The organism is Treponema berlinense (assembly GCF_900167025.1).
GTDB lineage: Bacteria > Spirochaetota > Spirochaetia > Treponematales > Treponemataceae > Treponema_D > Treponema_D berlinense.
This window is the reverse complement of sequence record NZ_FUXC01000007.1, coordinates 76,871-92,401: the sequence shown is the minus strand read 5'-3', so window position 1 is coordinate 92,401 and position 15,531 is coordinate 76,871. Positions and strand designations below refer to the sequence as shown.

8 protein-coding genes are annotated in these 15,531 nt (G+C 40.8%); 1 reads left to right on the top strand and 7 read right to left on the bottom strand.

From position 1 onward, the window contains the following. Window positions 1–31: 31 nt before the first annotated feature. Window positions 32–637 (top strand): bifunctional phosphoserine phosphatase/homoserine phosphotransferase ThrH, encoded by a 606-nt coding sequence (gene thrH, locus B5D47_RS06970; protein WP_078931120.1) that lies wholly within the window; start codon window positions 32–34, stop codon window positions 635–637. A gap of 190 nt (window positions 638–827) precedes the next feature. Here thrH and B5D47_RS06965 read toward each other — a convergent pair whose 3' ends face one another. From B5D47_RS06965 to B5D47_RS06930, 7 genes are all read right to left on the bottom strand, one after another. Further along, on the bottom strand, window positions 828–1,649 hold the full coding sequence (locus B5D47_RS06965; RefSeq protein WP_078931151.1) for a pseudouridine synthase: 822 nt from the start codon (window positions 1,647–1,649) through the stop codon (window positions 828–830). A gap of 108 nt (window positions 1,650–1,757) precedes the next feature. Continuing rightward, window positions 1,758–3,107 (bottom strand): citrate/2-methylcitrate synthase, encoded by a 1,350-nt coding sequence (locus B5D47_RS06960; RefSeq protein WP_078931119.1) that lies wholly within the window; start codon window positions 3,105–3,107, stop codon window positions 1,758–1,760. Window positions 3,108–3,196: 89 nt separating this feature from the next. Continuing rightward, window positions 3,197–4,897, bottom strand: a complete 1,701-nt coding sequence (ilvD, locus tag B5D47_RS06955) for a dihydroxy-acid dehydratase (protein ID WP_078931118.1) — start codon at window positions 4,895–4,897, stop codon at window positions 3,197–3,199. 287 nt (window positions 4,898–5,184) lie between these two features. Beyond that, window positions 5,185–7,851 (bottom strand): DNA mismatch repair protein MutS, encoded by a 2,667-nt coding sequence (mutS, locus tag B5D47_RS06945; RefSeq protein ID WP_078931116.1) that lies wholly within the window; start codon window positions 7,849–7,851, stop codon window positions 5,185–5,187. A gap of 6 nt (window positions 7,852–7,857) precedes the next feature. Then, window positions 7,858–8,373 (bottom strand): OmpH/Skp family outer membrane protein, encoded by a 516-nt coding sequence (locus tag B5D47_RS06940; RefSeq protein WP_078931115.1) that lies wholly within the window; start codon window positions 8,371–8,373, stop codon window positions 7,858–7,860. Between the two features lie 23 nt (window positions 8,374–8,396). Beyond that, window positions 8,397–10,832, bottom strand: a complete 2,436-nt coding sequence (gene bamA, locus B5D47_RS06935) for an outer membrane protein assembly factor BamA (protein WP_078931114.1) — start codon at window positions 10,830–10,832, stop codon at window positions 8,397–8,399. 51 nt (window positions 10,833–10,883) lie between these two features. Beyond that, a complete protein-coding gene (locus B5D47_RS06930; RefSeq protein ID WP_078931113.1) occupies window positions 10,884–15,317 on the bottom strand; it encodes a hypothetical protein in 4,434 nt (1,477 codons plus the stop codon). Window positions 15,318–15,531: the final 214 nt, after the last annotated feature.

Genomic DNA, 15,531 nt, shown 5'->3' with positions numbered 1-15,531 from the left:
GGCGGATTTGGCGTTCTGCTGGAGGAAAAAAATGTACATTACCTGTCTGGACATGGAAGGCGTAATTGCTCCGGAAATCTGGATTGAGTTTTCAAAAGTTTCTGGAATTCCGGAACTTTCACGCACAACTCGCGATGAACCTGATTACGACAAACTGATGAACTGGAGAATCGCAATTTTAAAGGAACACAAACTTACATTAAAGGACATTCAGAATACGATTGCAAAGATTGATCCGCTTCCTGGCGCAAAGGAATTTTTGGATGAACTGCGCTCAATCTGCCAGACTGTGGTTTTAAGCGACACTTTTGAAGAATTTGCCGGTCCGATTCTAAAAAAACTCGGAATGCCGACTATTTTCTGCAACAGCCTCGAAACAGACAAAGACGGTTTTATCGTAAAGCACAAGATGCGCTGCGAAAAATCAAAACTCACGACGGTAAAGGCCCTGCAGTCAATCGGTTTTGAAACAATCGCTTTTGGCGACAGCTACAACGATCTCGGAATGATTGAAGCAAGCAAGGCAGGATTTTTGTTCCGCACAACAGACAAAATCAAAAATGATTATCCTCAAATCCCGGCTTTTACAGAATATTCAGAACTTTTGGCCGCAATAAAAGACGCGCTCAAAAAATAAAAAATTGCCAGATTTAAAAACCCTGGCGTTTTGAAAAAAAGTGCGCGTTTTGACGGCAAATAGAGCGTTTTTAACGGCAAAATTGCCCGTTTTGCCAGCAAAATGCAAAAAAGGCACTTTAAAAAACAGTTCCGTTTCTGGACAGTTTTTAAGGCGCCTTTTTTTGTGCTGTTTTTCTTAGCCGTTTTTTTTATTTTTCCGAAAGCATTTCAATTTCGCTTTCCGTAAGCTCGCGGTAAGAACCGAGTTCAATCGCCGGGTCAAGGCAAAGCCCGCCCATTTTTATTCTTTTTAGATAAACAACTTCGTTTCCAACCTGGCTAAACATTCTCTTTACCTGATGAAACTTTCCTTCAAAAATCGTAAGCAGGCAGTCGGCCTTTCCGCTGGAATTTTTTTCAGCAGCAAGAAAAAGTTTTTCAGCATCTCCGTCTTCGCCGAATTTTCCGTCTTCGCCACGCCATTTTAACTCGGAAGGAGCGCATTCAAACCCGTCTTCGTTTTGTTCACGGTCAATCCAAAAGCCTTTTTTAAAAATTTCGCAGTATTTCTGTTTTTCTTCCAAAGTCAAAGAATCGCGCAGACCGACCGCATAGGTTTTTGGAACGTGAGTTTTTGGCGAAAGCAGCGAATGCGTGAGTTTTCCGTCTGTCGTCAAAATCAAAAGTCCTTCCGTGTCAATGTCGAGCCGCCCCATGCAGTGCAAGTCGCCGCCCAGAAATTTATGTTTCAGGCTTTCGTCCAAAAGGTCAAAAACGGTCGAATGTTCGCCGTCTTTGTTTGCGCAGACAACATTTTTGCATTTGTTGAGCATAATATAAAGGTCGCGCTGTAAAACTATTTTTTCGCCGTCAATTTCGAGGCTGTCCGAGTCAATTTCAACTTTTGTGGCAGGATCGGTCACGATTTTTCCGTTCAGACTCACCAAACTTTTATGGCAGAGCCTTTTTACGTCCTTTCGAGTTCCAAAACCGTGGTGCGCCAATATTTTATCGAGTCTTTCCGCAGGCATTTTTTTCGTTAATTTAAAGATTTTAAGAGGGAGGACAACCTCCCTGCGCTCCAAACGCAGGCGTTTTCCGCTACCCTCCGTGCGGGGAACTTCCCCGCAACGCCCCTTCTATCTTTTTTCGATTGGAATATAATTTCTTTCGGCAAGAATATTTTTGTAAGCAGGACGGTAAATTCGTCCTCCGGCAACAATTTCCTCGATTCTGTGGGCAGACCAGCCGGCAATTCGGCTTACCGCAAACAGAGGAGTAAAAAGTTCGCGAGGAATATTCAGCATTGTATAAATAAAACCAGAATAAAAGTCTACGTTTACACAGATTTTCTTTTCGTCGCCGTGTTTTTCGTAAATAACTTCCGGTCCAAGCCTTTCAATCAGCTTGTAAAGGTTGTATTCGTCCTCAAGGCCTTTTTCTTTTGCAAGTTTTGCCGCATGATCGCGCAAAATTGTCGCACGAGGATCGTTAATCGTGTAAATTGCGTGTCCAAGACCGTAAATCAAACCTGTATGGTCAAATGCCTCTTTGTTTGCAATTTTTCTTAAATATTCCTTTACTTCTTTTTCGCTTGACCAGTCGCGGACATGAGACTTTATGTCGTCCATCATTTCAATTACGCGGATATTCGCTCCTCCGTGTCTGTAACCTTTTAGAGAACCGACAGCCGCACCGATTGCAGAATAAGTGTCCGTGTCCGCAGAAGAAACAACATGAACTGTCAAAGAAGAGTTGTTACCGCCACCATGCTCAGCATGCAAGATAAGCGCAAGATCCAAAAGTTTTGCTTCGTCGTCAGTAAAAGCCTTGTTGTTGCGGATTAGGCGCAAAAAGTTTTCCGCAGTTGAAAGTTCCGGCAAAGGGTTATGGATATACATCGATTTTCCGTCGTAATAGCGGCGTTTTGCCTGATAACCATAAGCTGTCAAAGTTCCAAAACGGCTTATAAGTTCAATACACTGGCGCAAAATATTTGAAAGTGAGCGTTCTTCCGGATTTTTGTCGTAAGAATAAGAAGCCAAAACGCCGCGCGCAAGTTTATTCATAATATCAGCAGACGGAGCTTTCATAATCATATCTTCAGTAAAATTTGGAGGCAAGGTGCGCAATTCACCGAGATATTTTTTAAAAAGCTCAAGCTCGCTCTGGGTCGGCAGTTCGCCAAAAAGCAAGAGATAAACCGCCTGCTCATAGCCAAACTGGCTATGAGCTTCCGCATCGCTTATCAAATCCGCAACATTATAACCGCGATACAAGAGTTTGCCGGGGATTGCAATTTTTTTACCGTCCTTTACTTCGTATCCTACAACATCGCCAATGCTTGTAAGACCGACGAGTACACCAGTTCCGTTGGCATTGCGCAGACCTCGTTTTACATCATATTTTTCGTAAAGACTAGTGTCGATTGGGTCGTTGCGTTCAGCAAGTACGGACAAGCGTCCGATAAAAAGGCTTTCTGTATCCATTCCGGCATCTCCTGTTATTTTGCATAAATATGCAATATTCTTAGTTTTTTGTTGATAATTATACAGATTTCAAAAAATCTATGCAACTTCTACTGTAAAATTGCGCCTTTGTCTGCGCTGCTTACAAGTTTTGCATAACGCGCCAGATAACCGTCCTTTACCTTTGGTTCCGGAGCCTTCCATTCTGCACGGCGCTTTGCAAGCTCTTCATCGCTTACATCAAGGTGAATTTTATAATTGTTAATATCGAGGGTAATTTTATCGCCTTCTTTAACAAGGGCGATCGGGCCTCCAACAGCGGCTTCTGGAGAACAATGTCCAAGAGAAGCTCCGCGTGTAGCACCGCTAAAACGTCCGTCAGTAATCAGGGCAACCTGCTTGTCCAGTCCCTGACCGGCAAGAGCGGCAGTTACAGCAAGCATTTCGCGCATTCCAGGACCGCCTTTTGGACCTTCGTAGCGGATTACAACAACATCACCTGCTTTAATCTGAGCTTTCTGAACAGCTTCCATAGCCTCGCTTTCGTCATTAAAAACACGGGCAGGACCGGTATGGAGCATAAGCTCTTTTGCGCAGGCAGAACGCTTAACTACAGTTCCATCCGGAGCAAGGTTTCCAAACAAAATCGCAATTCCGCCGTTGTCGCTGAACGGATTTTCAATCGGACGCAAAATTTCAGGATTACGGTTTTTTACACCTTTGATATTTTCCGCAATTGTTTTTCCAGTTACGGTAATCAAACCTGTATTTATAAGATTTTTCTTTGCAAGTTCTGCAAGAACAGCCTGAACGCCACCGGCATCATCAAGTTCGCACATAAAAGTATGCCCTGCCGGAGCAAGATGGCAGAGATTTGGAGTTCTTTCAGAAATTTTATTCACTTCGTGCAAGTCGATTGTAATTCCAGCTTCGTGCGCAATCGCAGGAACGTGCAGCATCGTATTTGAAGAACAACCCAAAGCCATGTCGGCAGCAAGAGCGTTACGGAAATTTTCAGCTGTCATCATCTGGCGGGCAGTAATTCCGCGGTTATACATTTCCATAACCTGCATGCCTGCGTGTTTTGCAAGAGCAATACGGCGACCAGTTACAGCAGGAATTGTTCCGTTTCCAGGAAGGCCAAGTCCCAAAACTTCCGTCAGACAGTTCATCGAGTTTGCAGTAAACATACCAGAACAAGCGCCGCAGCCAGGACAAGCATAGTGCTCCATTTCGCAAAGCTGGGCTTCGTTGATTTTACCAACAGCAAGACCGCCAACCGCCTCAAACATATCGGTCAAAGAAAGATTTTTTCCAGAATAAGGATTAGAAGGATCGTGTCCAGGCAAATGTCCAGGCATCATAGGACCGCCAGAAACAAAAACAGTCGGCAAATCAAGACGCGCGGCAGCCATAAGCATACCAGGAACAATTTTGTCGCAGTTAGGAATCATAACCAAAGCATCCAGCTGATGAGCTTTTGCAACACATTCAACGCTGTCGGCAATCAATTCGCGGGTAACAAGCGAATATTTCATTCCTTCGTGTCCCATTGCAATGCCGTCGCACACACCAATGGCAGGAAATTCAATAGGAGTTCCGCCAGCCATGCGCACACCGGCTTTTACAGCCTCGGCAATACGGTCAAGCTCAATATGTCCAGGAATAATTTCATTTTTTGCACAGATAACGCCAACCAAAGGCTGAGCAAGTTCTTCGTCAGTGTAACCAGAAGCGTAAAAAAGCGAGCGATGTGGCGCACGAGCCGTACCTTTGCAGGCATTGTCAGATTTTTTTGATTCAACAGCCATTTTGTACCTCTAAAATAAAAAAAATAAATTTCTGGAGCAGCTTTTACTGTCTCCTCCGGCTTTCCGCGGTTCCGCTATTCGCTGCATCGGGCAAGCCCGACGCTTTCGCGCCGCTACAATCCGGGCTAAAATTTGCGTTTTTATTATATAGATTAACGCTCTTTCTGTTAATATTACCGGCGCTATTTTCTTTAATTTCAATTAAATTCTTCAGTATTATTAAATTTTTTACCGCTATAAAAAGATTATTTTTATAACAAGAAAAATCAAAAACAGCCGGATTAAAACTATCTTCCAGAAAGTGATTTTTTCCAGCGGGCAACAAGCTCAAGGGCCTGGAGAGGAGTCATATTTTCCGGATCAACAGAAAGAATTTCGTCCAAAACCATTTCCTCGTCAGAAAAAAGTCCCGGCAAATTCTGGCTAAAATGCGATTTTTCCTTTTCGCCGGAAATTTCGGTTTTTATTTCGGAAGGCAGGACTGGTTTTTCTCCGGCGGATTTTTGCAAATGCGCAAGAATTTCTTCAGCACGTAAAACTACGCTTTGTGGAACGCCGGCAAGTTTTGCAACGTGCAGACCGTAAGAGTTTTCGCTTGCTCCTTCCTTTATTTTTCTCAAAAAAACCACATCGCCAGAATTTTCAGCAACAGCCATGCACAAAAGTTTTAGCGCAGAGTGATTCATTCTGGTAAGCTCGTGATAATGAGTCGCAAAAAGAGTTTTGCATTTTATCGTATTCAGCAAATATTCGCTAATTGCCCAGGCAATCGAAAGTCCATCTTCCGTCGAAGTTCCACGCCCTACTTCATCCATAATTACGAGAGATTTTTCCGTTGCAGAACGGAGAATATTTGCAGTTTCCGTCATTTCGACCAAGAAAGTCGATTCTCCGCGGGCAAGGTTGTCGCTTGCTCCCACACGGCAGAAAATTCTATCGACAATCCCAATGTGCGCAGAAGAAGCAGGAACAAAAGAGCCGGTCTGAGCCAAAAGCGCAATCAACGCATTCTGACGCAAAAATGTTGATTTTCCGGCCATGTTCGGACCTGTAATCAAAGAAAAAGAAGTGGAGCATTTTTCAGAAAAATCCTGAGGCGAACAAATCGAAAGGTCATTCGGAACAAATTCTCCGGCAGGAAGATGCATTTCAACGACAGGATGGCGTCCGTTTTCAACTTCAAAAACCGTAGAATCATCGACAACCGGACGAATCCAGCCGTGAAGAACGGCAGAATATGCAAGCGCGGAACTTACGTCTGTGTATGCGATTTCTCTGGAAGTCTGCAAAAGATACGGAACAAGTTTTGCAATCTGAGAGCGGATTTCCACAAACAAATCACGCTCAAGCTGAACAATTTTTGTACCAGCTTCGTTCAATTCGTGTTCAAGTTCCTGAAGCCGCGCGGTCGTATAGCGTTCCGCATTCAAAAGAGAACGGCGCATTATAAAATGCTCAGGAATCTGCTGAAGTTTTCCTTTTGTCACTTCAATGTAATAACCCGCATTGTTGTTGTTTTTTATCCGCAGGTTAGAAATTCCGGTCTTTGATTTTTCTTCTTCGGCGTATTCTTCAAGAATTTTGTTAAAATTGCACTGAATGTCGCGCCAGTGGTCAAGTTCTTTTGACCAGCCAGATTTTATAATCCGGCCCTCCGTAATAGAAGTCGCAGGATCTTCCAAAATTGCCGAATCAATAAGTTCAATTATCTGCTTGGCTTCGTCCGCCGGCAAAACAGAAAAATCGTAATTTGCAATCAGAACGCGGATTTTTAGCCACACGGAAAGGCTCGATTTTAGGGCCTGCAAGTCTTTTGCGTGGGCACGCTCCATTGCCACCCTTGCAGCAAGCCTTTCAATATCAAGCACAGAAGAAAAATTCTGCCTGATTGCGTCTAAAAGCCTGCGGTTGTTTACAAAAAGAGCAATATGTTCCTGTCTGGAAGCAATTTTTTGAGCGTCTGTCAAAGGATAATTGAGCCAGTTTACCAAGAGCCTTTTTCCCATTGCAGTCTGTGTGTGGGAAACACATTCCAAAAGTGAATACTGGAAACTTCCGTCCCTTAAATTTGCCGTAATTTCAAGGTTTCGGCGGGAAGAATCGTCCATTACGACGTATTCACAATCACGGTAAACTTTTATTCCGCTTACATGCGGAGCATTTGTCGAAGTTGTCCGCATAAGATAGTCAAGCAAAAATCCGGCAGGTCCAACTTCCGCACTTTCTTCTGTTAAATTAAAAGAACGCAGATTCTGTGTTCCAAACTGTTTGTTAAGCCTTTTGTAAGAAAGAGAAGAATCAAAATTCCATTCAGGATAATAAGAAACCGCAATATTTGAATTCTGGGCGATTATTTCCTCAATTGTTTTGTCGCCGCGCAGAGTTTCCGGCAAAAGAAGTTCACGCGGATTTGAACGGCCAAGTTCCTTTGCAAAATTATCCGCCATTTCTTTTTTGCTCCAGCTTGTTGCGTAAAAATCGGCAGTAGTAACATCGATATATGCAAAGCCGACTTCATTTTTTTTTACAGAACAGCAGGCAAGATAATTGTTTACGCCGCCTTCAAGATATTCGCTTTCAATCGCAGTTCCCGGAGTTATGATTTCGATTACCTTCCGCTCGGCAATCGTCTTGCCTTTTCCGATTTCGCCAACCTGCTCGCAGATTGCAATTTTTTTTCCGAGCCTTAAAAGACGCGCAATGTAGATTTTTGCGGCATGATACGGAATTCCGCACATAGGGTGCTGTGCACGATGAGTAAGTGTAAGATTTAAAAGACGGCTAATTTCCAAGGCGTCTTCATTGAACATTTCGTAAAAATCGCCTAGACGAAAAAACAGGACTTCGTTGCGATATTCATCTTTTATGCTCTGGTACTGAACCATGAGCGGAGTCAATTCTGTACTTTCGGAACGTTTCTGAACTTTTCCTGCGACAACCTTGTCTTTTGACATTTTGCGCTATATTCCTAATTCGGCAATAACTTTTTCAGTAATATCAACCGAAGGGCTATACCACAAAACTGCATTCGCCTGCTGCAAACTCAAAATCATCGAATAGCCTTCATTTTCCGCAACTCTTTCCAAAACACCATAAAGTTTTTTGTAAAAAGAATCTGAATTCTGAAGATTTTTTTTGAGCGATTCAAGCTCAACGTTTTTTGCGTTTGTATATTCCGTAAGAGTGTCTGTTTTTCTGGTGATTTCCGCATCGAGACGGCTTACCGCCGCAGAATTATTGTTTTTCTGAAAATCAACTTTTTGATTTTTGAGATTTTGGATTTCTTCTGTCCGCTTGTTAATTTCGGTCTGGAATTCGGCTTTTTTAGACTCGTAATTGCGAACTGGCGCCGAATTTCTAAAATATGCCTGATAAACTCTGGCAGTATCTACAACACCAAAACGTGTAATCTGCTGGGCTGAAAGTCCAAAAGCAGCAAAAAAAGCAAAAACAAAACCAAAAACAATTTTTTTCATTTTAAAACAACCTCAAAACGCAATTATTTATTCGTAATATTGAATGAAAGTACAAATTTCCAGTTATTTTCCCAAGTTACGTTATAATTCTCATCCATTTTGAATGTATTTGCAAAAAGCAGACGCAATGGGAACTGAGGGATTGAAAAACGCAGTCCAGGACCTGTACTAAAGTAGAAGTCCGAAATTCCTGTATTTGTAAAGAGTTCATAAGGCGAATCCTTTATTACAGCAGCGTCACCAAACCAGTCTACTGCCAAAACTCCAGGAACAATCGGCATGCGCAATTCAAGGATATTGCTCCAAAGCGCACGGCCTCTGTGCTTATTGTAGATATTTGTCCAGCCACGAGCGTTAAACATACCGTCAATATAAACCTTGCTTGAATTTCCAATTCCAGAATCAGACGTCGGGAAAAGAAGGCTCAAGCCGGAATATGCGGCAAAAACCATTTTCCAGTTCCAAGTTTCTGTAACCGGCAGATTGAACAGAGTAAAATATTTTTCAGCCTTTGTGTCCGAACGCAAAAAGAATTCTGTTTCAAAAGGCATAAGTCCGTACCATGTAAGGCGCTGACTTGCAAACCAGCCTTTTGAAGGATCGTAATTTATATCGCGGTCATCAATAGAAAAAGCAGTCCAGACAGAGTTCTGCCAACCCCATTTGTTAGAATATTCAGCAATGGTAGAATCAACAGGAATATAAACTTCGTCGTAAACATTGTTTATAAGACTTCCGTTGATTCCGGCAGAAAGCGAAAGAATTGCCCAGACCGGAGTCCATCTTCTTCCAAGAGAAAAACCAAGGCTCCAAACCCAGCGCTCATAATCCATGTAATAATCGTCAGAATTTAAGCTGTCTTCGTTGTCGGCCAGTTCGAGCATGAGAGCGGTATTCTGAGAATGAGAGAAACTCGTGCTTATTGATGAAGAAATTGGCATTCCAAAAAGCCAGTTTTCTCCAAAACTCAAAGAAACCGACTGCTCGTCAGTTGCAATCGTAGAACTTGCGCTGATTGATTTTCCTGTTCCGCGGAAGTTAGAATCCTGCCATTTAACAAAGAGAGCAAACGGAAGGTCGTCAGGGTCAGAAACACCGGAAAAAGTAACACCAAATTCAATAGAAGTCGTAGACTGCTCGTCTACAGAAAAAACAAGGTTTACAAGATTTTCTTCAGAGCCAGGCACAACGTCAGGCACAACTGCGCTAAAATACTGCAAGTTATACAGATTTCTAAGACCTGTCGTAAGTTTTGCCTTAGAAAAAATATCGCCGCTTTCAATAGGAATTTCACGGCGAATGATTTCCTCTTTTGTGCGGGTATTTCCTTTTATGGAAATGCTTTCTACGTGGCTTCGCACGCTTTCTGTAATATGAAATTCATACGAAATGACTTTATTGTTCGTGTCCTTCATAGGAATTGGCTGAAAACGATTTGAAGTATAGCCATTTTCGTAGTACAAATCGGCAATCGCCATTACAGATTCCTGATATTTCTGCTGATTATAAACCGCGCCAGTCTTAAGCTTTACGAAAGAATTGAGTTTTTCGCTCGGAAAAATTATATTTCCCTTAAAAGTCATTCCGCCGAAAGTATACTGAGAGCCTTCGACAATAACAAAAGTAATTGTAAGTTCGTCGCGGTTTTTCTTTTCGTTTACAGCAGTTTCTTTTGTAACATCGATAACTTCCGCATCTATATAACCCAGATTCTGGTAATAAGCCGTAATCGCCTGCTTGTCCGCTTCGAGCTCAGATTCCTGAAATGCGCCTTTGTTGATTAAACCTGCTTCTTTGAGTGTAAGCTTGCTTTTTAAAGTCCTGCCCGAAACAACCTTGTTGCCACGAAAATCCAGTTTTGCAATTACAGTCGAACGGCCTTCATCAACCTTAAAGTTAACTTCAACGCCTTTTGGAGTCTGTTTTGAACTTGCAGTTACGCGGGCATTGGTAAAACCTTTTCCAAGATAAACATCGCGCACAGAACGCTCATCGACAAGCATCTTGCCTTCAACAAAAATATCTTTTTCTTTAAGCGAAACCGCCTCTTTTAATTCTGTCGTACGAATCTGACGGTTTCCAGAAAATGTAATTCTAGTTACAACAGGACGCTCTGTTACAGAAAATACAATCGAAACTGTATTTTTTTTAGCATCGCCCGGAAGAGCCTCAGGATTTATCTCATCAAAAAAGTCGAGCGCATAAATTCTGTCCAAAAGATTTCCAAAAACTTCATCAGAAAATTTTCTTCCGATAAAACCGCTGGTTACGCCTTCAAGCTCTTTTGAATCTACAGATTTTAAATTCTTAAAAGAAATTGATTTTATAAGTTTTCCATAAAACCAGTTTTCATCAGATTCTGTTACTTTGTCATTCTCCTGAGCAGAAACAACACAAGGTGCAAAAGCGCAGATTGCCGCACAAAAAATTAAAGCGAAATTAAAACGCTTGAAAGACATATTAACTCCAATTATCAAGAAATTTAGTCATATTCAGTTATTATGAACATTTTAAAATGAGTGCTTCCAGGACAATGTAACTGACGTCGAAGGAATCCACAGACTGTTCTTGATTGCTTCCAGATCCGGAGAAACTCCAAATCTTATGTTAACGAACGGTGAAGACATTTCAAAACCAAATTCAGGCTGAAGCACAAGTCCACGAACGGAATCTTCGTTCTTCGCCTTTGTTTCGTCATAACTCCAGTGCATTAAAGCATCAACATACATTGCACTACCAAAGTACTTACCTACATAAACAGCCGAATTGTCAAAAAAGTTACTGAAAGAAAGCTGCTTGCCGGCAGAATTCTTCTCAAGACTTTGCTTTACGGCGTTTTGAAGGATATTTGTTCTAACGGAAAATATATCAAAATTCAATAATTCACGCAATGTATTCTCTACAGTACGCATTACCGTTGCCTGCATAAGATAATCTCCGCCTGCCATTGCAAGAGAAGCAACGTTTTCCGAATTGCCGGAAATAACCTGACCCAAAAGCTCCATAATTTCGTTTTCAGACTTTGCTGGAGTTGCAGTAAAGCGAGGATTAAACTGGCTTAAGGCCTGCTGAGTTGCCGACAAGGTTATTGTCACCTGATTATTGTTTTCGTCGCGTTCCCGGGTTTCTGCGCGGACAGTAATTCGAGGATCAAAAACTTCATTATACTCGTTGAATACGACTTTTCCTTCCTTCATGTAAAAGCTTCTGTTGAGCCAGACAATTTCGCCGCCACGAAGGTTTACCTCTCCTTTTGCAGAAAGATCGCCCGTCGAAGTATCAATATAAAGGTCAAGATAATTGTCAGGCACGATAAGACCGCGCAACAGAGGATTAAAGAGAATCTGAACTTTATTTTTTACCTGAAGTTTTAGGTCTACAAGAAAATCAAAAGACGGCTTTTTTGAATGTTCCATGTTCAAACCGTCACGGATAATTTCAATTTCTGCACGTTCACCAAAGATTTTTCCAGAAAAACCGACAGTATCCGTCGTCATGTGAATCAAAAATTTTTCAAACGCAGCAAACCCCTTGTAATGAAGCAAAGGAAGTTTTAAATCAACAGGAATAAACTGACCACGAGGACTTTCAATCGGACAGTCAAGAGAGCCGATTTTCCAGCGGTCAAATTCAATATTCAAGCCAACGTTCACAGGATTTTTTTCTACGGTGAATAAAGTCGGCTTTACGACAAAATGATTCTGAGAAGCAAGCGCAACTACCTTTTCAGAGCGGAAAAGTTTTTTTGAAATTATTGGAACATAAAACTCAGGATTTAAAATAACAACAGAACCTGTATATTCCGGGTCGGTTGTAAGACCGCCGATTTTTACTGCTCCAGAAAGTTTTCCACCTGTAAATCTTACAAAAGGAATGCTGAAAGCCTGACAGAAAGTTTTCATGTCGGCATTTATATTTTTTATGTTCAAATCAAGCTGGTTGTGAACTATAGAACCGTTCAAAATAAAGCCGAGCGGAGAATCAGGTCCGGATTTTGCTGTTAAGACCTGCCCTGCAATAAAACTTCCTGAAATTCCCCTTCCGTTTGCAGAAACAAAATCTATAATGTCGTCGCTTTTTGTAATTTTTAAGTCGAGCTTTTGTTCAGTCGGAAAGAAAGAGCCTGTCATCTTTTCGCTTTTGACAGTCGCAACAAAATTTTTGACAGGAGAATTTCCCTGGGCAAAACAGTTTATCGAACTTTTTATAGGAATGTTAAAATCAAGTTCAAGGAATTTTCCCTTTAAGACCGCAGTACAATCTCCAGAAAAATTCTTTAAGTTCAAGTTGGCAAAAAAATCCGAAAGCGCGAATTTTCCCCAGTCAGCGTTAAGCTCAGAAACAGAAAGTCCAGTATCGTCGTAAACGGCATTTCCTGAAAACACGCATGGATAACCGGCAAAATTTATAGAAGAACTCTGCAAATTTAACGAAACCAAAGGATTTACAGGAGTTCCAGAAAGTGAAAAATCCGCATTTATTTTGTTTGTTGAATTCTGGTCAGAAAAAAATCTTGCGGCAGGAAAATCAGAAAGATTTCCCTGGGCGCTGACATAAAAATCGTTTTTAAAATTGTCCAAAGTCAAAAGTTTTTTTTCAAGGTTGCGGACTTCGGCATTAAGGCTTATTTTTTCCGAATTTAAGATGCTTTTAGCATTCAAATCAACGATAATCGAGTCAAAAATTCCGTCATTAAGGCTCCAGATTACATTCATTCTTCCGTCAAGAGCAGAAGCCGCATCAGAATACGCGAGTTTGTTCATTACAAAACCGTATTTATTTGCAGAGCCGGTAAAAGCAAGGTGCGGATGCAAACGGAGAGACCCATAAGGCTCATCAATATCAAAATTGTTTATTTCAACTTCAATTCCAGAAACTTCATTCCACGAAAAAGAAGTATTTAAGGAAGTAGAAAAAATAGTTTTTCCAAACGAAACAGGCAGAGCAGTAAATTCTACAGAGCCAAAAATATTTTTTTCAAACGAAAAAGCCGCATTAAAATTGTAGTCGCCCGAAACATTCAAAAAATTCTGAGAGCACGCGCCTCTAAAGCTAAAAGGCAGAGAATTGACAACAAGGTCGGTATAAAAATTAAAATCCGAAAGTCCGTTCGAAAAATCAATCCCGGCGGTAGCATGAGCCGTTTGATTTCCGTATTGCAAGTCGAGAGAACTCAAGGTTATGGTTTCTGAAGAACCGTCAACTGCAAAGGTGAGAAGCTGCTTTTCTTTTGCCGTGTTTGCCAAAAGAAAATAAGGCGAATTGAACGAAAAACTCTTAAAATCCGTCGTAAAATAAATTTCATCGGAAAAAATGTAAGTTCCAGCCGACTTTGAAATGTTTGCAAGCAAAGCCTTTTTTTCTTCGGGAACAAAAAATGCGGCCGCATCGATTACGCTGTCTAAAAACATATCGCTGACAGAAACCGAAGCCTGCAAAAATTTTTCTGTCTCATTCAAAAAACTGCCCTCGACAACGATTTTTGCACTTTTTTCGTATTCGGCATGAGAATAATCGTCGCACTCAAAACTAAAATCCACTGACTTTGCAGACGGCAAAAGCGTAAACTGAATAGCAGTCAAGCTTTTTTCGTCCATAAAAAGCTGCGGAGCAAAGCACATAAAACCTTTTTTGTAAGGCTCGATGTAAAGTTCAGTCTGCAAAATTCCGCCATTTGCAAGCTGAAAACGGGGAAGGCTCAAAACAAACGAAGGCTCAAGGGTCTTTAAGTTGAGTTCGCCGTTCAAATCAAGATTCAAGGGTTTTCCGTCAGCCACAAATTTATTGACTTTTAAAACCTGATTTTTGCATTCAACACCGTAAGAAAGAACAACCGGGCTTCCGGCAATTTTTTCAGAAAAATTACAGTCGCCGTCAATCTTAAAATATGCCGAATTAAAAAAGTCTTCTTTTGTTAAAAACGAAGTCTTGGCTTTTGCAGTTCCGGAAAATTTTGTTTCGACAAATTTTTTATAAAGCGGAAACGGATTTTTTACTTTTATAAGTTTTAAGGGTTCAAAATTTCTGGACTGGGCGTCAAAAGAAAGTTCCTGATTTTTAAAATTCGCCTCAAACTGCATAGAAAACGGAAAAGCCGAACGCATTGTCCTGAGCGCAAGTTTTGAATCTGCATAGTTGAGAAGAAAATCAATTTTAGAAATAGTAAAGTCGGCGCGGTTTATTTCTGAAAGCTTTAAAAGAAAAGAACTTCCATCGAGATTTTTAAAAAAGTTTCCTGAAAGCTCAAAACCACAGGCGACGAGTTTTCGCTGGCCGGCGCTTTTTAAAAGTTCAGATTTTAACTCAAGCCGTCCGGAAGTTTTTATTTTGAGGCTGTTTTTAGCAAGCGGCGACTGTTCGAAAGTTACAGTTTTTACAATTGCAAGAAAATCATTTTTTGAATCGACAAAATGAAGGCTGATATTTTTTAATTGAACATTGAAAGGAATATTGATTTCTTTTCCGTCAATCGTAAATTTTCTGGAAGAAGATTTGTGTTTTTTTGAGTGATTTTTTTCATCATCGTTTTTTTCAAAAATTTGCGAAAAATTTTTGAGCAAGTCTCCGTCTTTTACGGCATCGTATTCAATTTTTAAACCGTCCAAAAGCAAAAGTTTTACCGCATTCAAAGGCTTTTTAGAAAAAAAATCGCGTAAATTATATGAAAGAACAGCGCTGTTAATCTGAACAAGCTGTTTTTGCGTTGAAGAATCCTTTAAATTGATATTTTTAAAACTGATGCCGGAAAGAATCGAAGGTGAAAGAGCCTCGTACGAAATCTCAATTCCAGTTTTTTCTTCAATTTTTTGGGTAATTTTTAAAACGCCGACAGAAACAGCGGCATTGATTTTTTTATATGTTGGAAAAATCAACGCGATAACTGCAATTACGAGCAGGAGAAAAATAATGCTTCCAATGCTGGTTTTTAGAATTCTCGACTTCATCTGACTTGAACAGTCTCTGTTTTAACGGCAAAATGGCTTTCAGAAAGTTTTTTTTTTTTTAATATTCAGAACTTTCCTTAGACTAACACTTTACTTTATTTTTGATTTTTTTAGTAGTGGGACAGATCTAAAAACTCATTCAAACTGATTTTCCTAGAAATGTCTCTAAGTTTTAACTTATTGCAACACAACGAATTAAAACAACTGCTATAAA